The organism is Arthrobacter sp. 10T425, from assembly GCF_056393985.1.
On the sequence record NZ_JBFTGZ010000019.1, the window covers coordinates 1 to 26,325 of the forward strand.

The following is a 26,325-nucleotide window of genomic DNA, read 5'->3' on the forward strand; positions in this document are numbered from 1 at the left end:
CGGATCATCGTTCGACTTGCATGTGTTAAGCACGCCGCCAGCGTTCATCCTGAGCCAGGATCAAACTCTCCGTTGAAGTAAAACAGACACAACATGCGCCCCCGGGAAAACGGGATRCACACGCTGCACAAAATTTGAAACCAGCCAAATAACACCAGACCACACCACGGGGTGGCGGGCCCGGCAAATTCAACCAATTCAATACAATAAATTGGTATCAACAAACTTGGCACACTATTGAGTTCTCAAACAACAGACACATTCGAATACTCGCCGAAACAATTCATTTTCATGAATTCTTTATTCCGCTTTTCTTCGCTGCGATGTTTACAGCTTATTTCATTCATTTCCACTTTGCAAATTCGCGATTTTCATCAGAATTTCGCTTTGCGGAGCGAATCCGCCCGGCAGTATGGAAGCAATTTTCATTATGTGCGCCTGGCGCATGAAGAATTGCTTCTCATTTGTGGGGGTTTGTCACCACTCAACGGCGGCAACTCAGAAAACAATACACGCTCCTCCCCGGCCGTGCAAATCGGCCGGGAAGGAGCGTGCAGGTGCGTTTTCGGTACCAGTCAGGATCCGGTACCAGTCAGGATCCCGTGCTGGTCAGGGCGCGGCGACTTCCACTGTTGCCAGGTTCTTCTTGCCCCGGCGCAGAAGCAGGTAGCGCCCGTGCAGCAACTCGCTGGCCGCAATAACGGCGTCCGGGTCAGATACCTTCGCATTGTTGACGTAGGCGCCGCCCTCCCCCACAGTGCGGCGGGCGGCGGACTTGCTCTCAGACAGACCGGAGGCGACCAGCAGCTCGATGATGCCCAGGGCGCCGGCGTCAACCGTGGCGGAGGGCAGCTCGGAGGTCGCCGCCTTCAGTGTCGCTTCGTCCAGTACGGAGAGGTCGCCGTTGCCGAACACCGCGGCGGAAGCCGCAATGACCTTCTCCGTGGCGTCCACGCCATGGACGAGCGAAGTCACCTCGTAGGCCAGCTTTCGCTGGCCCTCGCGGGCGAAAGGCCGTTCGGCGATCGCGAGCTCCAGTTCCTCAATCTCGGCGCGGCTCAAGAAGGTGAACACTTTGAGTCGGTCCGCGACGTCGGCGTCCGCCGTGTTGAGCCAGAACTGGTAGAACGCGTACGGGCTGCACATGGTTGGATCCAGCCAGATCGCGTTGCCCTCGCTCTTGCCGAACTTGGTGCCGTCAGAGTTGGTGATGAGCGGCGTTCCCAGGGCGTGGACGTGCTTGCCCTCAACCTTGCGGATGAGCTCGGTGCCACTGGTGAGGTTGCCCCACTGATCCGAGCCGCCGGTCTGCAGCATGCAACCGTAGTCGCGGAACAACTGAAGGTAGTCCATGCCCTGCAGGATCTGGTAGCTGAACTCCGTGTAGCTGATGCCTTCGTCGGAACTGAGGCGGGAGGCAACGGCGTCCTTGCGGAGCATGGTGCCGACACGGTAGTGCTTGCCGATCTCGCGCAGGAAGTCGATGGCGCTCAGGGGCGCCGTCCAGTCCAGGTTGTTGACCATCCGGGCCGCGTTGTCGCCCTCGAAGCTCAGGAACCGACGGACCTGGGCCTGAAGGTAGCCCACCCACTCGGACACGGTGTCCTTGGTGTTCAGGGTGCGTTCCGCCGTCGGACGCGGATCACCGATCAAGCCCGTGGAGCCGCCCACGAGTCCGAGCGGCTTGTGGCCGGCCAGCTGGATCCGGCGCATGAGCAGCAGCTGGACCAGGTTGCCCAGGTGCAGGCTCGGCGCGGTCGGATCGAAGCCGCAGTAATACGTCACGGGGTCGCCGGCGAGGAGCTTTTCGAGCTCCGCCTCATCCGTGGAGACGTGGACAAGGCCGCGCCATTTCAGCTCCTGCCAGATATTGGCAAAGCTGGGATCGTTCTGCTGGGCATCGAGAATATTTAGCTGGGACACGGAATCTAAGTTAGCAGGATCAACCGGGCCGCAGCGCAGGTGACGCCCGCCGGCCCGGGCCTACTCCTCGATGCCTGCCGGGACTCCGGCGGCGGCGATGAGCCGCAGGCGCTGGGTGGGCCGGGTCATGGCCACGTACAGGTCACCCACCCGGCCGTGCTCGTGGTTGAGCATGTCGGTCGGTTCCAGGACCACGACGCCGTCGAATTCCAGCCCCTTCGCCTCGCGGGGACTGATCACCACGATGTCCTGCGCGTAACTCCCGGCGCCCGTCCCGACCCGGTGGCCGTACACGGCCCGCAGTGCCGCGCTGGCCTCGGGGAGAAGGCCGCCGTCGGCGATGACTGCCAGCAGGCCGCCCTCGATGGCGTCCAGTTCCTCCGGAAGCACCTCGACGAGCTTGTTGACGATCTGGCCCTGGCCGACTTTGTCGATGACCGGGGACCAGCGCCCTTCCCGCACGGCCTTGGGTGCCGAAACCACCAGTCCGGCCGCGGTCGCCATGCGGGCGGCGGCCTCGGCGATCTGGGAGGGGGTGCGGTAGTTGACGGTCAGCTCTTCGAGCTGCCAGCGGTCGCCGAACATGGGGCCCAGGGCGCTGTGCCAGGAGTTGGCGCCGGCAACAGAACTGGTCTGCGCGATGTCGCCCACGATCGTAAAGGACTTCAGCGGGCAGCGGCGGACCAGCAACCGCCACTGCATGGGTGACAGCTCCTGCGCTTCGTCCACCACAATGTGCCCGAAGGCCCAGGAACGGTCCGTGGTGGCACGCTCTGCAGCGGTCAGCCGCGTCTCACGCTCCTGGTTCTGGTCCACCAGGTCTTCGGCCGTGACAAGGACGTCCACACCGGCGGTTTCCATGTTGACCAGGGTCTGCTTGGCGTTGGCCAGGTCGCGGGCCCGGTCTTGTTCCTGCTGCGCCAGGCCGCGCCCGGCTGCGGCATCAAGCTCGCCGAGCAATTCGGCAGCCTCGTCCAGCAGCGGTACGTCGGACTCGGTCCAGGGCGAATCGGCCGGGCGGAGCAGCAGCGCGCGTTCTTCCGGGCTGAGGTTCGGGGTGCATGCCTCGAGGATGGCCGGCTTGCTGAGCAGCTCCCCCACGAGTTTCTCCGGGGTCATCGGCATCCAGCACAGGTTCAGGGCGATCCGGACATCCCGGGCCGAGCGGACATCCTCCGCCAGGTACGAGCGGTCGGCGTTGTTGCCGATGTTGCCTGCCTCCACCAGCTCCGTCATCTGCTCGGTCAATTCGCGAAGCAGGATCTTGACGAAGGAGACGCGGGCCTCGTTGTGCGGTTTGCCCGTGGCGCGCGCCCTCTCCTTGGCGCGGCGGACCTGCCTGGGTGTGAGGACCAGTTTGCGGCCGTCCACCTCAAGGGTCCGGTTTCCGGCCGGAATGCGCTGCCGGTTGGCCACGGCGTTGGCGACCACCTCGGCCATGTCGAGCCGGCCCTTGATGGCGGCGACGGCGGAGTCCGGCTCGGCCACGGCGGTGATGCCGGGCATCAGCCGGCCCAGGCTCGCCATGACGACGCCGGTCTCGCCGAGCGAGGGCAGCACGCGTTCGATGTACTTCATGAAGGACGACGTCGGCCCCACCAGCAGGACGCCGGCGCTCTTGAGCCGGTCCCGGTGCGTGTAGAGCAGGTACGCGGCGCGGTGCAGGGCGACAGCGGTCTTGCCCGTGCCCGGGCCACCCTGGACCACGAGGGCGCCGGAGATGGAGGAACGGATGATCCGGTCCTGCTCGGACTGGATGGTGCCGACGATGTCTGACATCCGGCCCGTCCGCTTGGAGTTCAGGGCAGCCAGCAGGGCACCCTCGCCCTGGAGCGAATCGTTGTCGGCGAGCATGCCGGCGTCGAGCACGTCATCCTCGATTGCCTTGACCTCGCGGCCCTGCAGGATCAGGTGGCGGCGGCGGCGGACGCCCTGCCGGTCGAATGCCGTGGCCTGGTAGAAATGGCCGGCCTCGGGCGCACGCCAGTCCACCATGAGCCGCTGCAGGTCCTCGGTGGTCAAGCCGATGCGGCCGATGTACTGGGCCTCCCCGGAGTCCAGGTCCAGGCGGCCGAACACAAGCCGGTCATCGACGGCGTCGAGCTGGGCGAGGCGGTCCTCGTAGAGGGCGGCGAAGGCATCACGTTCGGAAACGTTCTGCATGGTGCCCACGGCACCGGCCCGGCGCACCTGGGCCAGCTGGGTGCGCTTCTCCGCCCGCAACTCATCGAGCCGGGCGTAAAGTCCGGCCACATAGTCGCGTTCATGGGCCAAATCAGCGTCGTGCATCGAACGTTCCCCTATCGAAAAAGACAGACCCACCATTCTACAGCCATTTCGGCGGCACGGCTGTTGCATGTCGCCGAACAATGCCAAGGCAGTCTTCGTCAGGGAATTCTACCGACACGTCCCGGATGGTCCAGCCCGGCAGGCCCGCTAGATCCGCAACAGGGACCGGACGTTGTGGCCGGTCAGGGCCGTGCGGCCGCCAAGATCGTCGAGTTCCATGACCACACCGATGCCGGCCACGTGGATCCCGCACCGCTCGAACAGCCGCGCCGCGGCGCCGAGCGTGCCGCCCGTCGCGAGCACGTCGTCGAGGATCAGCACCCGGCTCCCCGGCGCCAGGTCCGTGGTGTGCAGCTCAAGGGTGGCGGTGCCGTACTCCAGGGCGTAGTCCTCGGAGAACACCTCGCGCGGAAGCTTGCCGGCCTTGCGGACCGTGATGACCCCGGTCCCGGTGGCGTAGGCGGCGGCCGCCGCGAGCAGGAAGCCGCGGGCCTCCACTCCGGCGACGGCGTCGAACTGGCCCTGGAAAGGTCCCACCAGGGAATCGACGACGGCCCCGAAGGCGGCGCCGTCGGCGAACACCGGGGTCAGGTCCTTGAAGCTGACCCCTGGTTTGGGATAGTCCGGGATGGTGGCGCACAGGCTCTTGATCAGCTCATCCACCGGCATTGCAGTCGTCGTCTGGTTCGGGTCGCTTTGATTCACCCATCCACCTTACTGGCTGGTAGCGGGAAGCCTCCCGGGCCCCGGCCTCCCTGCCCACCAGCTCCCCGGCAACCCACCGGCCATCCAATGTTCACGCTGTCGGTGCCGGATTCGCCGCTCCTGTCCATCCCGCCGGTGATTGAATGCTCGAATGCGACACGAAATCGTCCTCTCCGGCCATGGGGTTCGGCTGGTTCCGCTGGCCCCGCACCATGCGGCAGGCCTCTTCGATTTTGTGGACGCCGGCATGTGGGCAGGCATGGCGGCACCGATGCCGGGGACGGCCCGCGAGCTGGCGGCGCTGTTCCGGTCACGGCTGGAGGATCCCGCCACCATCCCGTTCGCCGTGACGGACGGGCGCACCGGCGCCTTGCTGGGCACGACGTCCCTCCGCGACTACGTTCCGAACCAGCAGCGCCTGGAAATCGGCGGAACATTTTACGGGCGGCAGTTCTGGGGCAGCCACGTCAATCCGGCGTGCAAGCACATGCTCCTCGCCTACGCCTATGAGGTACTGGAAGTGGACCGGGTGGCTTTCCGCTGCGACGCCCGCAACACCCGGAGTGCGACGGCGATCGAACGCCTCGGCGCACAATTCGAGGGGGTCCTCCGCGGCCACCGCGCGGCGCCAGGCGGGGGACGCGCGGACACCGCCGTCTTCTCGATCCTCTCGCAGGAGTGGCCGCACGTGCGCGAGGACCTGCGGCGCCGGCTCGCCCCCTTCGCCGTCGGCGCCGGCTACTCGCTGGGCAGCTTCGCAGCCACCTGGAACCCCTGATCCCCTGCCGCTGGAGGCAAGGCGTCCGGATGAACGGGAGGCCCGGCATCGGGAGGCACGGCATCTGGAGGCCCGGCATCTGGAGGCACGGAGTCCGGCTCCGGCGGGCGCAGGAGTTCGTTGGCAAGCCCGTAGGAGACGATGTCCAGCGCTTTTCGGAGCGCGCGTTCGGCGTCGAACCGCCCGGCTGCCACGCGGCTCAGCCGGGCGTAGTCCCCGGCCCATCCGGACCGGCGGAACCTGTCGGCGTCACCGTGAAGGAGCCGTCCATAGAGGACGTCCTCGAACAAGTCATGGTCGGCCAGGGCGATTTCGGCCATCAGCGCCTCGCGGTCCCGGATCATGCCGTTGGTGAACATCCCGGCCGCTTCCGCTGCGCCTTGGGCTAGCCGGGAGTCCGCCGAGTAGTTGCACAGGCGCAGCGCCCGCACCACGAGTTTGAGCGAAACGTGTTCTTCGGGAACGATGAATTTGCGCAGCAGGGCCGCGCGGAAGAGCTCAATCCAGTGCCGGCGCTCTGCTTCGACGGAGTCCGCCGCGACCTGCCCGCCATCGGGGGTGAACAGTTCCACCATCCGGAAGTACTCGGTGGCCAGCTCCGCGAAGATCTGGAGCCGCTCCAGCTCGCTGCCCGGTTTTCCGCGCTTTCCCTCGCCCATACTGCTCCATCATCCCCCACCACACGTGCCTGCATCAGGGCGCGGGAACGGGGCGCACACAGTGCCCGCTACCTCACGCGCCGCGGGCGCTTGGCGCCTTTGCCGGCTTTGCCGCCTTGTAGCGGGAGACGGTCGGGTCGCCGCTGAGCCAGAACCGCCAGGGGTACTCGTGGCTGCCGCCGTCGCCGGAGACGCCGACGCGCGGACCGGAGCTGATGCCCGCGGCGACCCCCTCCGGCGGGTACGCGGCCGGTTCCAGCCGGAACGGCGGCGCGAGGGCATCCCGCCCGCTGTCCGCCGTCGTCAGTCCCAGCGCGGTGGCCAGCCGGGCCGGCCCGCTCGCGAGGTCGACATCCGATTTCGACGTCGGCCGCCTGGCCCTCGCCAGCTCATGTCCCGCGACCACTTCGCCGGCCCGCAGCAGGAGCGCCGATGCCACGCCCTCGGGCCCGCACACGATATTGGCGCAATGGTGCATCCCGTACGTGAAATACACGTAGAGGTGGCCGGCCGGGCCGAACATCGGGGCGTTGCGGGCCGTTTGGCCGCGAAAGGTGTGGGACCCGGGGTCAGGGTGGTGCGAATCATGCGGGCCCAGGTATGCCTCCACTTCGGTAATCCGAACCGAGACGGATCCGCCGGGCCCGTCGTGCGTCAGCACCGCGCCGAGGATCAGCGGCGCCACGTGCCGGGCATCGGCCGAGAGCAGCTCGCGGACGGTCTCGGCCGCGCCGGACTGGGCAGGAAGCGGGCTGGAAGTCATGCTCAGACTTTAACAAACACCGCCGAAGGAGAGGACGGCCGTGTCCGAATTCCGCTAGCAGCTGCTCCGCGAAGCTGGCAGGATGGGGTGATGGACTTCTGGCAGCGCTACCGGGCAATCGATGCCCGGGACACCCGATTCGACGGGCAGTTCTACACAGCTGTCCGGACCACCGGCATCTATTGCCGGCCCTCGTGCCCCGCGCGGACGCCCAAGGCGGACAATGTCACGTTCTATGAAACGTCCGCCGCGGCGCACGACGCCGGCTACCGTGCGTGCAAACGCTGCCTGCCCGAGGCCGTGCCGGGTACGCCGGCCTGGAACGTGCGCTCCGATATCGCCGGCCGGGCCATGCGGCTCATCAATGACGGCGTGATCAACCGCGACGGCGTCGAGGGGCTCGCGGCCCGGCTCGGATACTCCTCGCGCCAGCTCAATCGGATCCTCAGCCACGAACTCGGCGCCGGCCCGCTGTCCCTGGCGCGGGCGAGCCGCGCCCAGACCGCCCGCACCCTGCTGGTCTCCACCGCCATGAAAGTCTCGGACATCGCCTTCGCCGCCGGATTCAGCAGCGTGCGCCAGTTCAACGAGACCATCGGCGAGGTCTTTGCGATGACGCCTTCCGCGCTCCGGGCCACAGCCAGGCATCACCGCTCCCCCGCGGCGACCACAGCGCTCACACTCAACCTTCCGTACCGCGAACCGTTCGACCCGGGCGTCTTTGATTTTTTGGCAGTCCGCGCCATCCCCGGGATCGAGGAAGGTACCTCCACTTCCTACGCCCGGACCCTGCGGCTGACGCACGGCGATGCCCGCTTCCGCGTGGATTACGACGCCGGCGCGCCCGGGCGTCCGCTCGTGCTGACCATCGGCGCCGTCGACCTCCGGGATCTGGCCGCCCTGCTGAGCAGGGTCCGCCGGCTGCTGGACCTGGACGCCGATCCGGTCGCCATCGATGCCGCCCTCGAGGCCGACTCCCGGCTGGCCGCCGCGGTGGCGCGCACGCCGGGCATGCGGATGCCCGGCGCCGTTGATCCGCAGGAACTGCTGATCCGGGCGATGATCGGCCAACAGATCACCGTGGCCGCCGCGCGGACCGCCCTGGTCCAGCTTTCCGCGGTCGGAAGCGCGAGCCTGGTGCCCGACGACGGCCTCCACCGGCTTTTCCCGACGGCCGAGCAGATCGCCGGGACCGGCTTCGAACTGCTCCGAGGCCCGCAGCGGCGGATCGATGCTGTCCGGGACGCCGCGGCGGCGATGGCCTCGGGCGACCTCGACTTCGGCTACGGCGATGACGTGCAGGGGCTGGAGGCCAAACTCCTGCCCCTGTCCGGCGTCGGGCCGTGGACCGTGGGATACGTCGCGATGCGGGTCATCGGCGCGCCGGATGTGTTCCTGGCCAACGACGCCGCGGTCCGCAACGGTATCCGTTCACTCGCCGAGACCCCCGACGGCGCCACACTTACCCCGGATTTCCGTGAGGTCAGCCCCTGGCGCTCCTACGCCACCATGCACCTGTGGCGCGCAGCAGCGGCTGCCCAGGCCGCGGCGCGCAAGCCGTCCCTGCCGCCGAGGCAGGCTCCAACGCAGAACCACAAGCAGACTCCGAAGCAGACTCCGAAGGAAGCGAAACCATGAAAGCCCAGCTGTTGACCATGTCCACCCCGGACGGTCCGTTCACCATCATTGCCCGGGACGGGGCTGTCTTGTCGTCGGGCTGGACCGCCGTTCCCGGCGAGCTGACCGGCCAGATCCACGCTGACCTGCTTCCGGCCGAATTCGAGACCGTCACCGGGCTCGGCGGGATCTCCGAAGCCGTGGAGGCGTTCTATGCCGGCGATCCGGAGCCGGCCATGGGGGTGCCGGTGCTGCAGAAGTCCGGTCCGTTCCGCAGCCATGCCTGGGACGTGCTGCGCACGGTCGCGCCGGGGCGCCCGGTGACCTACACGGAGTATGCGGAGCTGTCCGGCAACGCCAAGGCCGTCCGGGCGGCGGCCAGTGCCTGCGCCTTCAACGCGGCGGCACTGTTTGTTCCCTGCCACCGCGTCATCCGCACCGACGGGACCCTGGGCGGCTTCCGCTGGGGGCTGGCCGTCAAGGGCAGCCTGTTGGACCGGGAACGCGAAGCAGCCCTCGCGACGGCACGGCCCTAGGCCTTATTCCATAGGCCTGCCGGGCCCGGGCGTGCTCAGTTGTTGACCGGCGCACCGTGTGCGAGGGACGGCCTGCCGGACCCGGGCGGGCTCAGTTGTTGACCGGAACGCCGGCAGGCCAGGGCAGCAGCTTCGGAAGGTCGACGCCGTCGGCCGCGGCGGTGGCGCGCAGGCTGCCGAGGGTGGGGTTGCGGCCGGCGAGCCACGCGGCGATGTCCGTGAGCATGCCGTTGATCACGGTCGATGTTCCGCCGCTCCCGATGGCTACCGCCGGCAGGCCAAGCGGCTGCAACACGAAGCGCTGGCCCTCGGGTACCCGCGCGGAGAGGAAATCGAAAAGGTGCCCGCAGAACGGGCGGCTCCAGGTTTCCGGTCCGTGGCCGGTGCCGAGGTCGGCGGCATGGATGACGAGTTCGCGCCACAGTGCCAGGCCGCCGTCGAACACGACTCCCCCGCGGTAGGTGATGGGCTCACGCCAGCCGGCCGCGTCGAGGGAGTCGAAGGCGCGCAGGGCCCGGTCCAACGCCGCGTCGAGGTCGGCCCGGTGCTGCGCGAGGCTGTGGCCGGCCGCCATCTCGATGGCGCGGTTCCGCCCCTCGAAGCCGCCGTCATAGAGTTCGACGCCCTCGCCGCGGGCGGCATATTCGAGCTGCCGGCCCATCGCGTTGGCAATCCCGCAGATGTGGGCCAGCACGTGGCCGCGGCTCCAGCCGGGCAGTTCCGACGGCGCTTTGATGTCCTGTTCCGTCAGTTTCGCGGCGATTCCGGCCACGACTCCGGCGGCGCGGTGCAGTTCTGCCCGAAGGTTCTCTGGTGTGATTGAGGTCATGGCGCCCATCCTAAACCGAGCCACCCGATTAAGTCGGATTAACTGAGCGATGCCCGGTCAGCGGGGCGCGTAGCGGCGCCGGATGTGCCGGCGGTCGTGCCGGGCCTGCCAGAATTCGATTTCGCGCGGCCGGAGGGCGTAGAGCTGCCAGTCTGTGTTTTCATTGTTTGCATTTTCGCTGCCGTCGGCGCCGGGCCGGGCCCGCCAGTCGGCGGCCGAGGCTTCCGCGGACAGCTCCACGACGTCCCCGGCCACGCGGACCTGGCGGCCCTGCTGTTGCCAGAAGAAGTTCAGCGCCGCATGCGGGTTAGCCGTGAGTTCCTTGCCCTTGCGGGATTCCCTGGAGGTTGCGAAGTGCCAGCCGTCGGCGTCGATGTCCTTCAGGATCAGCATCCGCGACGACGGCCGGCCGTGCTCATCGGCGGTGGCCAGGCTGCACGCGTTGGGCTGGGGCACCCCGGCCGCCAGGGCCTCGTCCAGCCACAGCCGGAACAGCTCCGCGGGGTCCGCGGGCGCCGCCGCAGGGTCGAAGTCCGGGAGCACTTCCGGGAAGTCGGGCAGGGCACGCAGCAGTTGGCGGAACGATTCGCTCATGTCGCAATGCTAGCGGGGAGTTTTCGGCGGCAAACGCACAACGCTCGCTCACTTTTGGCAAGAAATCCGCCGACGCTCCTGCAGGCAATGCAGGAGCGTCGGCCGAGACGCTGCCGGAACTCCCCACCGGCACCCTAGCCTCGCAAGCTCGGCCAGGGAACCCTGCCCGCGTGGCCCCTCTCGCGTGTGCTAATTAGCCCGCGTACTCGCGCACACCGGCGAGCTCGCCCTCGAGGGCCAGCAGCTGGCGTTCGACGGCGGCCGGTGCGGTGCCGCCCTGCGAGTTCCGGCTGTTGAGCGAACCCTCGGTGGACAGGACCGTGCGGACCTCCGGCGTCAGGTGCTCCGAGATGGCGGCGTATTCCTCGTCCGTGAGGTCCCAGAGCTCGACGCCGCGGCTTTCGGCCTGCTTGACCGCGGCGCCGGAGAGCTCGTGCGCCTCGCGGAACGGCACACCCTGGCGGACCAGCCATTCGGCGATGTCCGTCGCCAGCGCGAAACCCTGGGGAGCCAGCGCTTCCATCCGTTCGGTGTTGAACTTCAGCGTCGCGATCATCCCGGAGACTGCCGGGAGCAGGACCTCCAGGGTGTCGGCGGCGTCGAAGACCGGTTCCTTGTCCTCCTGCAGGTCGCGGTTGTACGCGAGCGGCAGGCCCTTCAGGGTGGCCAGCAGCCCGGTCAGGTTGCCGATCAGCCGGCCGGCCTTGCCGCGAGCGAGTTCGGCCACGTCCGGGTTCTTCTTCTGCGGCATGATCGAGGAGCCTGTGGAGTAGGAATCGTGCAGGGTGACGAAGGAGAATTCCTTCGTGGCCCACAGGATCACTTCCTCCGAAACCCGGGACAGGTCCACGCCGATCATGGCCGTGATCCAGGCGAACTCGGCGAAGACGTCGCGGGAGGCGGTGCCGTCGATCGAGTTGTGCGTCGCCGAGAAGAAGCCCAGGTCCGCGGCGACGGCCTCGGGGTCCAGGCCGAGCGAGGAGCCCGCCAGGGCACCGGAGCCGTAGGGCGAAACCCCGGCGCGCTTATCCCAGTCGGCCAGCCGCTGCACGTCGCGCAGCAGCGCCCATGCGTGGGCCAGCAGGTGGTGGCTGAGCAGTACCGGCTGGGCGTGCTGCAGGTGGGTGCGGCCGGGCATGGCCACGCCCTTGTGCGCCTTGGCCTGGTCCACGAGCGCGTCAATCGTGGCGAGCACGCCGCGGGCGATGATCCGGGCGTGGTCGCGCAGGAACATCCGTCCCAGGGTGGCCACCTGGTCGTTGCGGGACCGGCCGGCGCGGAGCTTGCCGCCGAGCTGGGTACCGGCGCGCTCGATCAGGCCACGCTCGAGCGAACCGTGCACGTCCTCATCGGACTCGGCCGGCAGGTAGGCGCCGGAGGCGACGTCCTCATCCAGCTGCGTCAGGGCGGCCAGCATGCCGTCCAGTTCGGCGTCGTCCAGCAGCCCGGCCTTGTGCAGCACGCGGGCGTGCGCCTTGGACCCGGCGATGTCGTAGCGGGCCAGCCGCCAGTCGAAGTGCGTGGACTTGCTCAGCGCGGCGAGGGCGTCCGCTGGGCCACCGGCGAACCGGCCGCCCCACAGCGCTCCCGTATTTGTAGCCTCAGACTTTTGCTCAGCCACAGGGGCTACTCTCCTGCGACGCGGATGTCGCGGCCGGAGGCAACCTTGGCGGACATGCCCCACAGCTCGATGAAGCCGCGCGCCATCGACTGGTCGAACGTGTCGCCGGTGTCGTACGTGGCAAGGTCGAAGTCGTAGAGCGAGGTCTCGGAGCGGCGTCCGTTGACGATCGCCTGGCCGCCGTGCAGCACCATGCGGATGTCGCCGGAGACGTACTTCTGGGTGTCCTCGATGAAGGCGTCGAGGGAGCGCTTGAGCGGCGAGAACCACTGGCCGTCGTAGACCAGCTCGGCCCAGCGCTGGCCGACGGTCGCCTTGAAGCGGGCCTGCTCGCGCTCGATCGTGATGTCTTCGAGGTGCTTGTGCGCGGTGATGAGCGCCATGGCGCCCGGTGCCTCGTAGATCTCGCGGGACTTGATGCCCACGAGGCGGTCCTCGACGACGTCGATCCGGCCCACGCCCTGGGCACCGGCGCGGCGGTTGAGTTCCTTGATGGCCTGCAGCGGGGTGACCTTGACGCCGTCGATCGCGACCGGCACGCCGGCTTCGAAGGAGATGGTGACCTCATCCGGTGCCGGCGGGAATTCCGGGGTGGCGGTGTAGTCGTAGATGTCCTTGGTGGGGGCGTTCCAGATGTCCTCGAGGTAGCCGGTTTCGACGGCGCGGCCCCAGACGTTCTGGTCGATCGAGTACGGGTTCTTCTTGGTGGTCTCGATCGGCAGTCCCTTTTCCTCGGCGAAGGCGATGGCCTTGTCGCGGGTCAGGGCGAGGTCACGGACCGGGGCGATGCACTTCAGGTCCGGGCCGAGGGTCTGGATGCCGACTTCGAAGCGGACCTGGTCGTTGCCCTTGCCGGTGCAGCCGTGGGCGACGGTGGTGGCGCCGAATTCGCGGGCGGCCTTGACCAGGTGCTTGACGATCACCGGGCGGGAGATGGCGGAGACCAGCGGGTAGTGGCCCTGGTAGAGGGCGTTGGCCTTCAGCGTGGGCACGCAGTACTCGTTGGCGAACTCGTCGCTGGCGTCGGCGACGTAGGCCTCGACGGCGCCGCAGCCCAGCGCGCGCTGGCGGATGGTCTCCAGCGATTCGCCGCCCTGTCCGACGTCGACCGCCACGGCGATGACCTCGGCGCCGGTGGCTTCACCGATCCAGCCGATGGCTACGGAAGTATCCAGGCCACCGGAGTAGGCCAGAACAATACGCTCAGTCACGGAAATGCTCCTTAGTTGTTTGGTGATGCATTAAGCCTGGGAAAAGCTCTGTTGCAAGCCTGTCACACACCCGGGTGCCCGGTCCTGTGAAGGGCTCATGGTGTGGCTTATTGGCCGGCTTCCTCGGCGAACTGCAGGAAGCGTGCGGCGATGTCCGCGCCGCCCAGGGGGTCCCGGGTGACAAGCAGGACGGTGTCGTCCCCAGCGATGGTGCCCAGGATCGAGGGCATTACGGAGTGGTCGATGGCGAGGGCCAGGAAGTTCGCGGCGCCCGGCGGGGTCCGAAGCACCACGAGGTTGGCGGAGGCCTCGGCGGTGACGAGCAGTTCCCCGCACAACCGGGTCAGCCGGGCGTCGAGGATTTCCTGCGTGACGCCGCTCTTGGCCGCCCGTTCGCCGCCCTCCCCCGGGACGGCGTAGACCAGCACGCCGTCCTTGCCGCGGACCCGGACGGCGCCGAGTTCCACGAGGTCTCGTGACAGCGTGGCCTGGGTGACCTGGACGCCGTCGTCCGCGAGCAGCGCCGCGAGCTCGGCCTGGGAACGGACAGATTCGCCCGTGAGAATCGCCGTGATCCGCGCCTGCCGGGCTGTCTTGGTGGCCGGGCTGGCCCCAGGAGAGGCTGGCTGGACGGACATCAGGCCGGTCCGCCCACCGGTGCCGGCCCATCGAGTGGCGCGAGCCCACCGACTGGCGCCAGACCGTCAACCACTGCCAGACCGGAGCGGTGCATGAGCCAGGCCATGAGTGCCTTCTGCGCGTGCAGCCGGTTTTCGGCCTCGTCCCAGACCACCGACTGCGGGCCGTCAATGACGTCCGCGGCGATCTCGTAGCCCCGGTAGGCCGGGAGGCAGTGCAGCACGACGGCGTCCGGCGCCGCGAGCTTCATCGCGTCGGCATCCACGGAATAGGCGCGGAACAGCTTCATCCGCGCTTCCTTCTCCGCCTCCTGGCCCATGGACACCCACGTGTCGGTCGCGACGACGTCGGCGCCCAGGAGCGCTTCGGCGGCGTCAACCGTCACCAGCACCGAGCCGCCGGTCTCCGCGGCACGGTCCTCGGCGGCGGCGATGATCTCCGGCGACGGCAGGTAGCCCTCCGGTCCGGCGACGCGGACGTTCATGCCCGCAGTCACGCCGGCCAGCAGGTAGGAGTTGGCCATGTTGTTGGCCGAGTCGCCCAGGTAGGCCATGGTCAGGCCCTGGAGCGAGCCTTTGTGTTCCTTGACGGTCAGCAGATCGGCCAGGAGCTGGCATGGGTGGTAGTCATCGCACAGGGCGTTGATGACCGGAACGCGGGAGTTCTCGGCCATGGCGACGAGCCCGGCGTGCGCGCCGGTGCGCCACACAATGGTGGAGACCATGCGTTCGAGCACCTTGGCAGTGTCCTCGACCGATTCTTTGTGCCCGATCTGCGCCTCGCCGGGGTTGATGATGAGCGCGTTGCCGCCCATGTCCGCGATGCCGGTGGCGAAGGAGACCCTGGTCCGGGTGGAGGTCTTGTCGAAGATGACGGCCACCGTCCGGCGGCCGTTGCCGTCTGCGGCGAAGGGCTGCACGCTGTAGGGCGCGGCCTTCATCCGGACGGCGAGCTCGAGGACCTCGGCCTGCTCGGCCGGGCTGAGGTCCGTGTCCTTGAGGAAATGGCGGGTGGGCACTGAGGCGGTCACGGCGGCGGTCACTTGGCGTCCTTTGCAGCGTTGGTCTTGGCGGTCTCGAGCAGTGCCGGCAGGGCGGCCAGGAAAAGGTCTGCCTGCTCGGTGGTCAGGATCAGCGGGGGCGCCAGCCGGATGGTGCGCGGGCCCGGGCTGTTGACGATGAACCCGGCGTCGAGGCCGGCGGCCACGACGCCCGGGGCGACGTCGGCGTCGAGGTCGAAGCCGATCAGCAGCCCCTCGCCGCGGACCTCTGTCACGCCGGCGATTCCGGCGAGGCGGGCGCGCAGATGCTCCCCCAGGTTCCGGACGTGGGCCAGGATGTCCTGGTTTTCCAGGACGTGCAGGGTGGCGAGGGCGGCGGCGGTGGCCACCGGGTTGCCGCCGAAGGTCGTCCCGTGCTGGCCGGCGGTCAGCAGAGCAGACGTTTCCGGGCCGAACGTGACGAGCGCGCCGACCGGGAAACCGCCGCCCAGGCCCTTGGCGAGGGTCACGGCGTCGGGCACGATTCCGGCGTCCTCGCTGGCCAGCCACTTGCCGGTGCGGCCGATGCCGGTCTGGACCTCGTCGAGGATCAGCAGGGCGCCCGCCGCGCTCGTGGCCTCGCGGGCCGCCTTGAGGTAGCCGGCAGGCAGCGGCCGGACGCCGGCCTCACCCTGGATCGGTTCGAGGAAGACGGCAGCGGTGGTCTCATCAATGGCGGCGCGGAGGGCCTCGATGTCACCAAACGGGACATGCACGACGCCGCCGGGCAGCGGCGCGAACGGCGCCCGGTAGGCCTCCTTGGAGGTCAGCGCGAGGGCGCCCATGGTGCGCCCGTGGAAGGCGCCTTCGAGCGCGATGATCTTGGTGCGCGGCTTCGCTGTTTTTTCCGCGACAGTATTCTCCGCGGCCGCGGACTGGCTGGCGCCACTGTTACGGCGCGCCAGCTTGAAGGCCGCCTCGACGGCTTCGGTGCCGGAGTTGGCGAAGAACACCTTGGAGCCGGCCGGGGCCTTGGACAGTTCCAGCAGCTTCTCGGCCAGGGCGATCTGGGTGGGGCTCGTGAAGAAGTTCGAGACATGGCCCAGGGTGGCCAGCTGGCTGGAGATCACCGAGGTCACGAACGGGTGGGCGTGGCCGAGGGCGTTCACCGCGATGCCGCCGAGCAGGTCCAGGTATTCCTTGCCGTCGGCGTCCCACACGAGGCAGCCGGCGCCGCGGACCAGGACCCGCTGCGGGGTGCCGAAGACGCCCAGCAGCGAGGACGAGTAGCGGGACAGCCACTCGGCTCCGCTGCGGCTGGAAACGATTGTGGTTGCGGCGGTCTCCGCAGCGATGGGGGCCCCGCCCGTCCCCGGCCTCACCCCCTCCTCGCCAGCTCGGACGGGGACCCCGGAGGCCGTGGGCCCTCCGCGGTGCCCGACCACACCCGGCCCCCCATCGCTGCTGCGGCCTTCAGCGAAATGGCTCAGTTCAGTGCTGCTCACTATGCGTTCACTTCCTCGTCGGGGACGACCTGGGTGCCGATGCCGGCGGTCGTAAAGGTTTCCAGGAGCATCGAGTGCGGCAGGCGGCCGTCCACGATGTGGGCGCGCTCGACGCCGTCGTCAATGGCCTTCAGGCACGCCGCCATCTTCGGGATCATGCCGGACTCAAGGCGCGGCAGCATCTCGCGCAGCTCCGACGCCGTCAGCGACGAAATGAGCGATGACCTGTCCGGCCAGTTGGCGTAGAGGCCTTCGACATCGGTCAGGATGACCAGCTTGGAGGCACCCAGGGCCGACGCGACCGCGGCCGCCGCCGTGTCCGCGTTCACATTAAGTACCTGCCCCGTGGTGGATCCGTCGTCGTGGATTTCCGGGGCGACGGTGGAGATCACAGGAATCCGGCCGGCCGCGAGGATGTCCTCAATGCCTTCCGGGTTCACCCCGACCACCTCGCCCACCAGGCCCAGGTCCACCTCTTCGCCGTCCACCACGGTGCCGGTGCGGACGGCGCGGAGCAGGCCGCCGTCTTCGCCGGACATCCCGACGGCGTACGGGCCGTGGGAGTTGATCAGGCCCACGAGTTCGCGTCCCACCTGGCCGGTGAGGACCATCCGGACCACGTCCATGGCCTCGGGCGTGGTGACACGCAGCCCGCCCTTGAATTCGGATTCGATCCCGAGCCGGCTGAGCATGGCGTTGATCTGCGGGCCGCCGCCATGCACCACCACGGGGTGGATGCCGACGTGGTGCAGGAACACGACGTCCTCGGCGAAGGCGCGGCGGAGCTCGTCGTTGACCATGGCATTGCCGCCGTACTTGATCACCATGGTGCTGCCGGCAAAGCGCTGGATCCAGGGCAGCGCCTCGATCAGCGTGGCGGCTTTGTCCCGGGCGTCGGACTGGGAGGTGGTCTCGCGGGTCTGGGTGTTCATGCTGTTCGTCCTCTGTTCGTCCCTGCTGTTCATCCCTACTGTTCATCCCTGCTGTTCATCCCTCCGGGGAGGTCAGCTGGAGTAGGCGCTGTTTTCGTGGACGTAGTCGTGGGTGAGGTCGTTGGTGAGGATCGTGGCCTCGGCTGTACCGGCCTGCAGGTCGATTTCGACCAGGACCTCGCGCGGTTCGAGGTCCACGAGGTTGCGGTCATCGCCGATGCTGCCGTTGCGGCAGATCTGCACACCGTTCATGGACACGTTCAGCTGGTCCGGTTCGAAGGCCGCGTCGGTGGTGCCGACGGCGGACAGCACGCGGCCCCAGTTGGGGTCCTTGCCGAAGATCGCGGTCTTGAACAGGTTGGAGCGGGCGACGGCGCGGCTGACGATTTCGGCGTCCCGCTCGCTCGCGGCGTTGAACGTCCGGATCGCGATGTCGTGGCTGGCGCCCTCGGCGTCGCCGATCAGTTTCCGGGCCAGCTCGGCGCAGACCTGGGTCAGGCCGGCGCCGAAGTCGGCGGCGGACGGCGCGGCACCGGAGGCGCCGGAGGCGAGCAGCACCACGGTGTCGTTGGTGGACATGCAGCCGTCCGAGTCCGCCCGGTCGAAGGTGAGCCGCGTGGCGTTGCGGAGTTCGGCGTCGAGCACGTCCGGCGGGACGTCGGCGTCCGTGGTGAGGACCACCAGCATGGTGGCCAGGCCCGGGGCCAGCATGCCGGCGCCCTTGGCCATGCCGCCGATGGTGAACTGCGTGCCGTCCGCGGCCGTGCCGGTGAAGACGGCCTGCTTGGACACCGAATCCGTGGTCATGATCGCGGTGGCCGCCGCGGGGCCGCCGTCCGCGGCCAGGGCTGCGGTGGCGGAACCGATCCCGGCCAGGATTTTCTCCATGGGGAGCTGCTCGCCGATCAGTCCGGTGGAGCAGACCACGACGTCGGTGGCGGAGACGCCGAGGGCTTCGGCGGTCTTCTCCGCGGTGGTGTGCGTGTTCTGGAACCCCTGGGGCCCGGTACAGGCGTTGGCCCCGCCGGAGTTGAGGATCACGGCATCCACGCGGCCGTCCTTGACCACTTCCCGGGACCAGTGCACGGGGGCCGCGGCGACGCGGTTGGACGTGAAGACCGCCGCGGCGGCTTTGAACGGGCCGTCGTTGACCACGAGGGCCACATCCGGCTTGCCGGAAGCCTTGAGCCCGGCCGTCACGCCGGCGGCGCGGAATCCCTGCGGTGCGGTGATGCTCACGGTGCGACTCCCTGGAGGTTGAGGCCGGCGGTTTCCGCCAGGCCGAGGGCTAGGTTCATGGACTGCACGGCCCCGCCGGCGGTCCCCTTGGTGAGGTTGTCGATGGCGCAGCACACGATCACGCGGCCGGTGTGCTCATCGAAGGCGAGCTGCATGACCGTGTGGTTCGATCCCTGGACCGATTTCGTGGAGGGCCACTGCCCCTCGGGGAGCAGGTGCACGAACGGTTCGTCGTCGTAGGCTTCGGCCCAGGCGGCACGCAGGTCTGCGGCAGTGACTCTGCGGCCTGGCTGCTGCCGCACCTTGGCGGTCGCCGTGGTGAGGATGCCGCGGCTCATCGGCGCCAGCGTGGGCGTGAAGGAGACGGTGACCGGGGCCCCCAGCGCTTTGGAGAGTCCCTGTTCGATCTCGGGGGTGTGCCGGTGTCCCCCGCCGACCCCGTAGGGGCTCATGGAGCCCATGACTTCGGCGCCGATCAGGTTGACCTTGGCAGCTTTGCCGGCCCCTGAGGTGCCGGAGGCGGAGACGATCACGACGTCGTCGCCCTCCAGCAGCTGGTTGCTGAAGCCGGGAGTGAGGGCCAGCAGGGCCGAGGTCGGGTAGCAGCCGGGGACGGCGATCCGGGTGGCGCCGCGGAGGGCATCGCGCTGGCCGGGCAGTTCCGGGAGGCCGTACGGCCAGGTTCCGGCGTGGGCCGACCCGTAGAACTTCTCCCAGGCCGCCGGGTCCTCGAGGCGGTGGTCCGCGCCGGCGTCGATGACCAGGGTCCCGGCGGGCAGCTGCGCCGCGATCTCCGCGGATGCCCCGTGCGGAAGCGCCAGGAAAACGACGTCGTGGCCGGCCAGGTTATCCACGGTGGTGTCTTCGAGGATCCGGTCCGCGAGGCCATGGAGATGCGGCTGCAATTCCCCTAGTCTGGAACCGGCGTTGCTGTGGGCCGTGATGGCGCCGATGGTGACGTCGGGATGACCGGCGAGGAGCCGCAGGACCTCGCCGCCGGCATAGCCGCTAGCCCCGGAAACGGCAACAGAAATAGTCATAAGCACGACTATACAGCAAGAGTATGCATAGATGCCGATATTTATGCATCGATGGGCGTGTGTCCAAAGCTCCCGAACGGCGCCGCGGAAACCCGGGGGCGTATGCTTGGTAAAGGGTGATCCAGACCGTGCAGCTGCGAATGTCAGCTGCAGCGTTGCCCGTAACCGTGACGAGGCAAGCGCCCTATGACCGCCACTTCCACCCTTCCCGCCGAAACGCCGGCGCGGCCGCCATCGCGGGTCCGGCAGCCCAACGCCGTGGTCCTGAGCTATTCGGAACTCCTCAAGAGCGTGAAGACGGCCGGCCTCCTCGAACGGCGCGTCGGGTTCTACATCACGGTGTTCGCCAGCCTGGTGCTCCTGATGGCCGCCACCTGGTTCGGGTTCGCGCTGATCGGTGACAGCTGGTTCCAGCTCCTGATCGCCGCCGCCCTGGGCATCATCTGCACGCAGTTGAGTTTCCTGGCCCACGAGGCCGGGCACCGGCAGATCTTCGCGTCCCGCCGCGCCAACGACTGGGCAGCACGCCTGCTCGCCACCTCCGTGGCCGGGATCAGCTACTCCTGGTGGGAGCAGAAGCACGGCGCGCACCACAACCACCCGAACGTCATCTCCAAGGACCCGGACATCGCGCCCGGCCCCATCGCCTTCCACCCCGAAGCCGTAGCCGACCGCCAGGGACGCCTCGCGTTCCTGACCCGCAAGCAGGGCTGGTTCTTCTTCCCGCTCCTGTTCCTGGTGGGCCTGGGACTGCAGATCGATTCCGTGAAATTCATCGTCCGCCGGGCCAAGGTCACGCACCGCTGGGTCGAAATCCCGATCCTCGCGGTCCGGCTCAGCCTCCTGCCGGTCCTCGCGTTCACCTTCCTGCCGCTGGGCATGGCGTTCGCCTTCATCGGCGTCCAACTGGCCGTGTTCGGCTTCTACATGGGCGCGTCCTTCGCGCCGAACCACAAGGGCATGCCGGTGCTGCCGGCGGACAGCCGGGTGGACTTCTTCAGCCGCCAGGTCCTGACGTCCCGGAACATCTCGGGCGGCCGCTTCATGGACATCCTGCTCGGCGGCCTCAACCGCCAGGCCGAACACCACCTCTTCCCGGACATGGCCCGCCCGCAGCTGCACCAGGCCGCCAAGATCGTCCGCGAGTACTGCGCCAAGCACCAGGTCCCGTACACGGAAACCACGCTGATGCAGTCGTACGCCATCATTGTCCGCTACCTCAACGACGTCGGACTCGCCGCCGGCCGCCACTTCGAATGCCCGATGGCAACGGTATCCCGCCGCTACTAAAGGACGGACCGCCGGCGGCCGCGCAGGACCTGCCACCTCCTGGCAACGTCGGCCCAAACATCACGTGACGGCTGGTTACGGAAGGCCCCTTCATGGTTACCCCCGGTGTCCCTAGGATGGACCCAGGGACCGGGACAGAATTCCCCGCCCGGAAAAGGAGCCACATGATGCACGCAATCGTCGCCCGCCAGGCCGGCGGCCCCGAGGTCCTCGAACTCGACAAGACAGCCCGGCCCGTTCCCGGGCCCGGCCAGCTGCTGGTCAAGGTCGCGGCCGCGGGCGTGAACTTCATTGACACCTACAAGCGCAGCGGCGTCTACAAGGTCAGCTACCCCTTCACGCCCGGCTCCGAGGCCGCGGGCACCGTGGAGGAGGTCGGCGACGCCGTCACCGGGTTTGCTCCCGGTGACCGGGTGGCCACGGCCGAGGGCGCTGACTGCTACGCCGGCTACGCGCTCGTCGATGAGGACAAGGCCCTCCCGGTTCCCGACGGCCTGGATGATTTCACCGCCGCGGCGCTGCCTTTGCAGGGCGTGACGGCCCACTACCTGATCAACTCCACCTTCAAGGTCGAGTCCGGCCACACCGTGCTGCTCCACGCCGGCGCCGGCGGTGTGGGGCTCCTGATGATCCAGTTGCTCAAGGCCAGGGGCGCCAACGTCATCACCACCGTTTCGACTGACGCGAAAGAGCAGCTGGCCCGCGACGCCGGCGCCGACCACGTGCTGCGCTACGACGGTTTGGCCGACCGGGTCCGGGATCTGACCAACGGCACGGGCGCGGATGTGGTGTACGACGGCGTCGGAAAAGACACTTTCGACGCCTCCCTGGCGTCCCTGCGCATCCGGGGCATGCTGGTCCTCTTCGGCGCAGCGTCCGGCCCGGTCCCGCCGTTCGACCCGCAGCGGCTCAACGCCGGCGGCTCGTTGTACCTCACGCGGCCCACCATGGGCCACTACCTGCGCGACGCCCGGGAACGCCGCTGGCGCTCCGACGAAGTCTTCGCCGCCGCTGCCGACGGCAGCCTCAAGGTCAGGATCGGCGCACGCTATCCTCTCGGCGAGGCAGCCCGTGCCCACGAGGACCTTGAACAGCGCCGCACCACCGGCAAAGTCATCCTCGTCCCCTAGGCTGCACGGACCCCCAAGCCGTACGGCAACACCATCCGTTCATCTCCTGCAGGGACAATGCGCCAGTGACCGAGCAACGACTGACCCCCAGTGAAGCCCCCGACGCCGGTGCGGTGCAGAGTCTTCCCGCTCCCCGTCCCACCGTCCACGAGCCCCAGCTCCCGGGCGCCCTCTCCGCCCCGCCGGAGCGCACGCTGATAGACATCGTCCGGGATACTGCCGCCCGCTACCCGGACGCTTCGGCGCTCGACGACGGCCACCGTTCGCTCAGTTACGCCCAGCTCATGGACGAGGTCCGGGCCACCGCCCGGAAACTGCACCTCGCCGGGCTGGGTGCCGGCGACAAGATCGGCGTCCGGATCCCGTCGGGCACCAACGAACTCTACGTCTCGATCCTGGCGGTGCTGCTGGTCGGTGCGGCCTATGTCCCCGTAGACGCCGACGATCCCGACGAACGGGCCAAACTGGTCTTCGGGGAGGCGAGGGTGGCCGGCATCCTCCGCGCCGGCGGGAAGATCGTCACGGACAGCAACCGCCCCCGCCCGTTCCCCGACGCGAGGCCGCCCGGTCCCGACGACGACGCGTGGGTCATTTTCACCTCCGGCTCCACCGGCACCCCCAAGGGCGTCGCGGTCCGGCACCGCTCGGCCGCCGCGTTCGTGGACGCCGAGGCCCGCATCTTCCTGCAGGCCGATCCGGTGGGCCCGCAGGACCGGGTGCTGGCCGGCCTGTCCGTTGCCTTCGATGCCTCCTGCGAGGAAATGTGGCTCGCGTGGCGCCACGGCGCCTGCCTGGTTCCGGCACCCCGGGCACTGGTGCGGACCGGGATGGACCTCGGCCCCTGGCTCATCAGCCACGGCATCACCGTGGTTTCCACTGTCCCCACACTGGCCGCGCTCTGGCCCGTGGAGTCGCTGGAAAGTGTCCGGCTGCTGATCTTCGGCGGGGAGGCGTGCCCGCCCGACCTTGCCGAACGGCTCGCCGTCGAAGGACGCGAAGTATGGAACACCTACGGGCCCACCGAGGCCACCGTGGTCGCGTGCGCCGCGCAGCTCGGCGCGCCCGGCCCCATCCGGATCGGCCTGCCGCTGGACGGCTGGGACCTCGCCGTCGTCGACGCCGATTCGCTGCCCGTCGCCGAAGGCGCGGTGGGCGAACTGATCATCGGCGGCGTCGGGCTGGCCCGGTACCTTGACCCGGTCAAGGACGCGGAAAAATATGCCCCCATGCCGTCCCTGGGCTGGCCGCGCGCCTACCGCTCCGGCGACCTCGTCAGGTACGAAGCAGAAGGCCTCATTTTCCAGGGCCGCGCCGATGAGCAGGTCAAGCTCGGCGGCCGCCGGATCGAGCTCGGCGAAATCGACGCCGCCCTGCAGTCCCTGCCGGATATCGCCGGCGCCGCCGCCGCCGTGCAGACCACCGCGGCCGGCAACCAGATCCTGGTCGGCTACCTTGCCGCCGTCGCGGGCCGGGACATCGACCTCGCGGCCGCCCGTGAACTGCTGGGCGAACGCCTGCCCGCGCCCCTCATTCCGCTGCTGACGCTCGTCGATTCGCTGCCGACCAAGACCAGCGGCAAAGTGGACCGCCACGCCCTGCCCTGGCCGCTCAGCGGAACCGGAGCGGCAGAGGCCGAAGGTGCCCCGCTGAACCTGCCGGAGGACGCGCAGTGGATCGTGGAGCAGTGGAGTGCCGTGCTGGGAAGCCCGGTCACCAGCCTCGATGCCGACTTCTTCGCCTACGGCGGCGGCTCGCTGGCCGCCGCGCAGCTCGTGTCCGCCCTCCGCGTCCGCTATCCCACCATCACGGTGGCCGATATCTACGCGACACCCAGGGTGGGCGCCCTGGTGGACGAGGCCCGGCAGTCGCTGCCGGAGGGTGGTGCCGTCGCCGCCCAGGAGCGCACCGTCCGGCCCACCGCGAGGAAGTCACAGGCCTTCCAGACACTCCTGGGCGTTCCCTTGCACATCCTGGTCGGCATGCGCTGGCTGACCTACCTGATGGCAGCCAACAACCTGCTGGCCGCCTTCGCCGGATTCAGCGCCGCGCCAACGATCTCGTGGTGGTGGGTGGGAGTTTCCTGGCTGGTCTTCGTCAGTCCCGCCGGGCGGATGCTGCTCTCCGTCGCCGCGGCCCGCATCCTGCTGCGCAACCTGGTGCCTGGCACCTATCCCCGGTCCGGGCGGGTGCACCTCCGGCTCTGGCTCGCGGAACAGATCCAGGACCTGGCCGGCGCCATCAGCCTCGCCAGCGCGCCCTGGGTGCCCTACTACGCGAAAGCGCTCGGGGCGAAGATCGGCGAGAACGTCCAGCTGCACTCGCTGCCGCCCGTCACCGGGATGCTGACCCTCGGCACAGGGTCCAATATCGAGCCCGAAGTCGATCTGTCCGGCTGGTGGATCGACGGCGACCGTGTCCACATCGGCGCCATCCGGATTGGCCCGGGCGCAAGCGTGGGCGCCCGCAGCACGCTGATGCCGGGAGCCACGGTGGGTGCCGGGGCGCAGGTGGAGCCGGGTTCCGCTGTGATCGGCAAGGTCAAGGCGGGCCAGCTCGTGGCCGGGTCGCCGGCCGAGCGCCGTGGCAAGGCCCGGCACTCGTGGCCGGACTCCCCGGACGAGCACCGGCTGACGGGCCGGTTGTGGTTCGCCGGTTTCGCCGCCGCCTCCGCCATGCTGGCGCTCATCCCCTACGTCTCCGCCGCCGTCGCGGGCTTGGTGATCTTCGCGTTCATCCAGGGCAGCTCCTCCCTGCCCGCGGCCCTGCCCGGCATAGCGCTCTCGATCCCGCTGGCGGCGCTGGCATGGTTCCTGACCAACCTGCTGCTGATCCTGGCCACGACGAGGCTCCTCAGCGTCGGCCTCGCTGAAGGCTACTACCGGGTCCGGAGCCGGATCGGGTGGCAGGTCTGGGCGACCGAGCGGGTACTGGATCTGGCCCGGGATCTGCTGTTCCCGATCTACGCCAGCCTCTTTACGCCGGTCTGGCTGCGGCTTCTCGGGGCGAAGGTCGGCCGCAACGTGGAGGCCTCGACAGTGCTGCTGATCCCGCGCATGACCACCGTGGGCGAGGGCGCGTTCCTGGCCGACGACACGATGGTGGCGTCCTACGAACTCGACGGCGGCTGGATGCACATAGCACCGGCCAAGATCGGCAAGCGGTCTTTCCTGGGCAACTCGGGCATGACGGCGGCCGGGCGCAGCGTGCCCAAGAACTCCCTCGTGGCGGTGTTGTCCGCGACGCCGGCCAAGGCGAAGTCCGGCACATCGTGGCTCGGCAGCCCGCCGGTGCGGCTGCGGCGCACCGCCATCGCCTCGGACGACACGCGGACCTACCAGCCGCCCCGGAGGCTGAAGGTCGCGCGGGCCCTGTGGGAGCTGTGCCGGTTCGTCCCGGTCATGCTGACGGTCGTCATCGCCGTCGGTGTCATGCTCGCGTTCGACGCGATGGCGGCCCTGTTCAACTACGGAGTCGCCGCTCTCCTGAGCGGAGTGGTGATCCTGCTCGCCGGGGCCACGGCCGCGGGCAGTGCCGTCGTGGCCAAGTGGCTGCTGGTGGGCCGCATCCGCCCCGGCGAGCACCCGCTGTGGAGTTCCTTCATTTGGCGCAACGAGGTAGTGGACACGTTCATTGAGATGGTCAGCGCCCCGTGGTTCGCGCGCGCCGCCACGGGGACACCGGCTCTGGTGTGGTGGCTGCGGGCACTCGGCGCGAAAATCGGTGCCGGGACCTGGTGCGAAAGCTACTGGCTGCCGGAGGCGGACCTCGTCACCCTTGGCAGGAATTCGACCGTCAACCGCGGGTGCGTGGTCCAGACCCATCTGTTCCATGACCGTGTCATGAGCATCGACACTGTTACGCTCGATGACGGAGCCACCATGGGCCCGCACGGCGTCATCCTGCCGCAGGCCAGGATCGGCAGCGGCGGCACGGTGGGGCCGGCATCCCTCGTCATGCGGGGCGAAACCGTCCCTGCCGGGACGTACTGGATGGGCAATCCGGTCAGCCCCTGGGACGGGCCGGCACCGCCCGCAGGGCCCCGTTAG

21 protein-coding genes and 1 rRNA gene are annotated in these 26,325 nt (G+C 68.8%); 6 read left to right on the forward strand and 16 right to left on the reverse strand.

The features are described 5' to 3' along the window. The 4 genes from AC1DDH_RS18235 to AC1DDH_RS18250 all read right to left on the reverse strand — a co-directional run. Positions 1 to 76, reverse strand: a 16S ribosomal RNA gene (locus AC1DDH_RS18235); the annotation flags it as partial. A gap of 533 nt (positions 77 to 609) precedes the next feature. Further along, complete coding sequence (gene tyrS, locus AC1DDH_RS18240; protein WP_230007239.1) at positions 610 to 1,923, reverse strand: tyrosine--tRNA ligase; 1,314 nt, start codon at positions 1,921 to 1,923, stop codon at positions 610 to 612. A 60-nt stretch (positions 1,924 to 1,983) separates the two neighbouring features. Next, complete coding sequence (locus AC1DDH_RS18245; protein ID WP_476849486.1) at positions 1,984 to 4,212, reverse strand: HelD family protein; 2,229 nt, start codon at positions 4,210 to 4,212, stop codon at positions 1,984 to 1,986. Between the two features lie 147 nt (positions 4,213 to 4,359). After that, a complete protein-coding gene (locus tag AC1DDH_RS18250) occupies positions 4,360 to 4,881 on the reverse strand; it encodes an adenine phosphoribosyltransferase (protein ID WP_476956044.1) in 522 nt (173 codons plus the stop codon). Between the two features lie 187 nt (positions 4,882 to 5,068). On the opposite strand from AC1DDH_RS18250, the gene AC1DDH_RS18255 reads away from it, so the two are divergent. Beyond that, positions 5,069 to 5,695 carry a GNAT family N-acetyltransferase gene (locus AC1DDH_RS18255; RefSeq protein WP_476956017.1) on the forward strand — a complete coding sequence of 209 codons (627 nt, stop codon included), beginning with the start codon at positions 5,069 to 5,071 and terminating at the stop codon, positions 5,693 to 5,695. On the opposite strand, the gene AC1DDH_RS18260 is transcribed toward AC1DDH_RS18255, so the two are convergent. Both AC1DDH_RS18260 and AC1DDH_RS18265 read right to left on the reverse strand, forming a co-directional pair. After that, on the reverse strand, positions 5,656 to 6,354 hold the full coding sequence (locus AC1DDH_RS18260; protein WP_476956018.1) for a hypothetical protein: 699 nt from the start codon (positions 6,352 to 6,354) through the stop codon (positions 5,656 to 5,658). The two genes, AC1DDH_RS18255 and AC1DDH_RS18260, sit on opposite strands and share 40 nt — an antisense overlap. Before the next feature lie 73 nt (positions 6,355 to 6,427). Continuing rightward, positions 6,428 to 7,117, reverse strand: coding sequence for a DNA-3-methyladenine glycosylase (locus AC1DDH_RS18265; protein WP_476859013.1), 690 nt, complete (start codon positions 7,115 to 7,117; stop codon positions 6,428 to 6,430). A gap of 90 nt (positions 7,118 to 7,207) precedes the next feature. Between AC1DDH_RS18265 and AC1DDH_RS18270 the strand changes: the two genes are divergently transcribed. Beyond that, positions 7,208 to 8,755 carry an AlkA N-terminal domain-containing protein gene (locus tag AC1DDH_RS18270; protein WP_476932163.1) on the forward strand — a complete coding sequence of 516 codons (1,548 nt, stop codon included), beginning with the start codon at positions 7,208 to 7,210 and terminating at the stop codon, positions 8,753 to 8,755. Continuing rightward, entirely contained in the window at positions 8,752 to 9,270 is a 519-nt protein-coding gene (locus AC1DDH_RS18275) for a methylated-DNA--[protein]-cysteine S-methyltransferase (protein ID WP_223917255.1), read from the forward strand. The genes AC1DDH_RS18270 and AC1DDH_RS18275 overlap by 4 nt, the downstream gene beginning before the upstream one ends. Before the next feature lie 91 nt (positions 9,271 to 9,361). On the opposite strand, the gene AC1DDH_RS18280 is transcribed toward AC1DDH_RS18275, so the two are convergent. The 10 genes from AC1DDH_RS18280 to argC form a co-directional block, all read right to left on the reverse strand. Next, entirely contained in the window at positions 9,362 to 10,099 is a 738-nt protein-coding gene (locus AC1DDH_RS18280) for a maleylpyruvate isomerase family mycothiol-dependent enzyme (protein ID WP_230010643.1), read from the reverse strand. Positions 10,100 to 10,156: 57 nt separating this feature from the next. Next, complete coding sequence (locus AC1DDH_RS18285; RefSeq protein ID WP_476932164.1) at positions 10,157 to 10,693, reverse strand: pyridoxine/pyridoxamine 5'-phosphate oxidase; 537 nt, start codon at positions 10,691 to 10,693, stop codon at positions 10,157 to 10,159. A 193-nt stretch (positions 10,694 to 10,886) separates the two neighbouring features. Next, complete coding sequence (gene argH / locus AC1DDH_RS18290) at positions 10,887 to 12,314, reverse strand: argininosuccinate lyase (protein ID WP_476849479.1); 1,428 nt, start codon at positions 12,312 to 12,314, stop codon at positions 10,887 to 10,889. Between the two features lie 5 nt (positions 12,315 to 12,319). Continuing rightward, on the reverse strand, positions 12,320 to 13,525 hold the full coding sequence (locus AC1DDH_RS18295) for an argininosuccinate synthase (protein ID WP_028277269.1): 1,206 nt from the start codon (positions 13,523 to 13,525) through the stop codon (positions 12,320 to 12,322). A 107-nt stretch (positions 13,526 to 13,632) separates the two neighbouring features. Then, entirely contained in the window at positions 13,633 to 14,163 is a 531-nt protein-coding gene (locus AC1DDH_RS18300; RefSeq protein WP_079551248.1) for an arginine repressor, read from the reverse strand. Next, positions 14,163 to 15,206 (reverse strand): ornithine carbamoyltransferase, encoded by a 1,044-nt coding sequence (gene argF, locus AC1DDH_RS18305; RefSeq protein ID WP_476956019.1) that lies wholly within the window; start codon positions 15,204 to 15,206, stop codon positions 14,163 to 14,165. Before argF ends, AC1DDH_RS18300 begins: the two co-directional genes overlap by 1 nt. Next, positions 15,203 to 16,498 carry an acetylornithine transaminase gene (locus AC1DDH_RS18310; RefSeq protein WP_476956045.1) on the reverse strand — a complete coding sequence of 432 codons (1,296 nt, stop codon included), beginning with the start codon at positions 16,496 to 16,498 and terminating at the stop codon, positions 15,203 to 15,205. Before AC1DDH_RS18310 ends, argF begins: the two co-directional genes overlap by 4 nt. 149 nt (positions 16,499 to 16,647) lie before the next feature. Continuing rightward, positions 16,648 to 17,580, reverse strand: a complete 933-nt coding sequence (gene argB, locus AC1DDH_RS18315) for an acetylglutamate kinase (RefSeq protein ID WP_476956020.1) — start codon at positions 17,578 to 17,580, stop codon at positions 16,648 to 16,650. 72 nt (positions 17,581 to 17,652) lie between these two features. Further along, the gene (gene argJ / locus AC1DDH_RS18320) at positions 17,653 to 18,819 is read right to left on the reverse strand and encodes a bifunctional glutamate N-acetyltransferase/amino-acid acetyltransferase ArgJ (RefSeq protein ID WP_476859019.1); all 1,167 of its coding nucleotides are present in this window, start codon (positions 18,817 to 18,819) and stop codon (positions 17,653 to 17,655) included. Then, positions 18,816 to 19,859 carry an N-acetyl-gamma-glutamyl-phosphate reductase gene (argC, locus tag AC1DDH_RS18325; RefSeq protein WP_476956021.1) on the reverse strand — a complete coding sequence of 348 codons (1,044 nt, stop codon included), beginning with the start codon at positions 19,857 to 19,859 and terminating at the stop codon, positions 18,816 to 18,818. Before argC ends, argJ begins: the two co-directional genes overlap by 4 nt. Positions 19,860 to 20,045: 186 nt before the next feature. On the opposite strand from argC, the gene AC1DDH_RS18330 reads away from it, so the two are divergent. The 3 genes from AC1DDH_RS18330 (at position 20,046) to AC1DDH_RS18340 (ending at position 26,325) form a co-directional block, all read left to right on the forward strand. Further along, positions 20,046 to 21,149, forward strand: coding sequence for a fatty acid desaturase family protein (locus tag AC1DDH_RS18330; protein ID WP_476956022.1), 1,104 nt, complete (start codon positions 20,046 to 20,048; stop codon positions 21,147 to 21,149). A gap of 164 nt (positions 21,150 to 21,313) precedes the next feature. Beyond that, a complete protein-coding gene (locus AC1DDH_RS18335) occupies positions 21,314 to 22,279 on the forward strand; it encodes a quinone oxidoreductase family protein (protein ID WP_476956023.1) in 966 nt (321 codons plus the stop codon). A 113-nt stretch (positions 22,280 to 22,392) separates the two neighbouring features. Beyond that, positions 22,393 to 26,325 (forward strand): Pls/PosA family non-ribosomal peptide synthetase, encoded by a 3,933-nt coding sequence (locus AC1DDH_RS18340; protein ID WP_476956046.1) that lies wholly within the window; start codon positions 22,393 to 22,395, stop codon positions 26,323 to 26,325.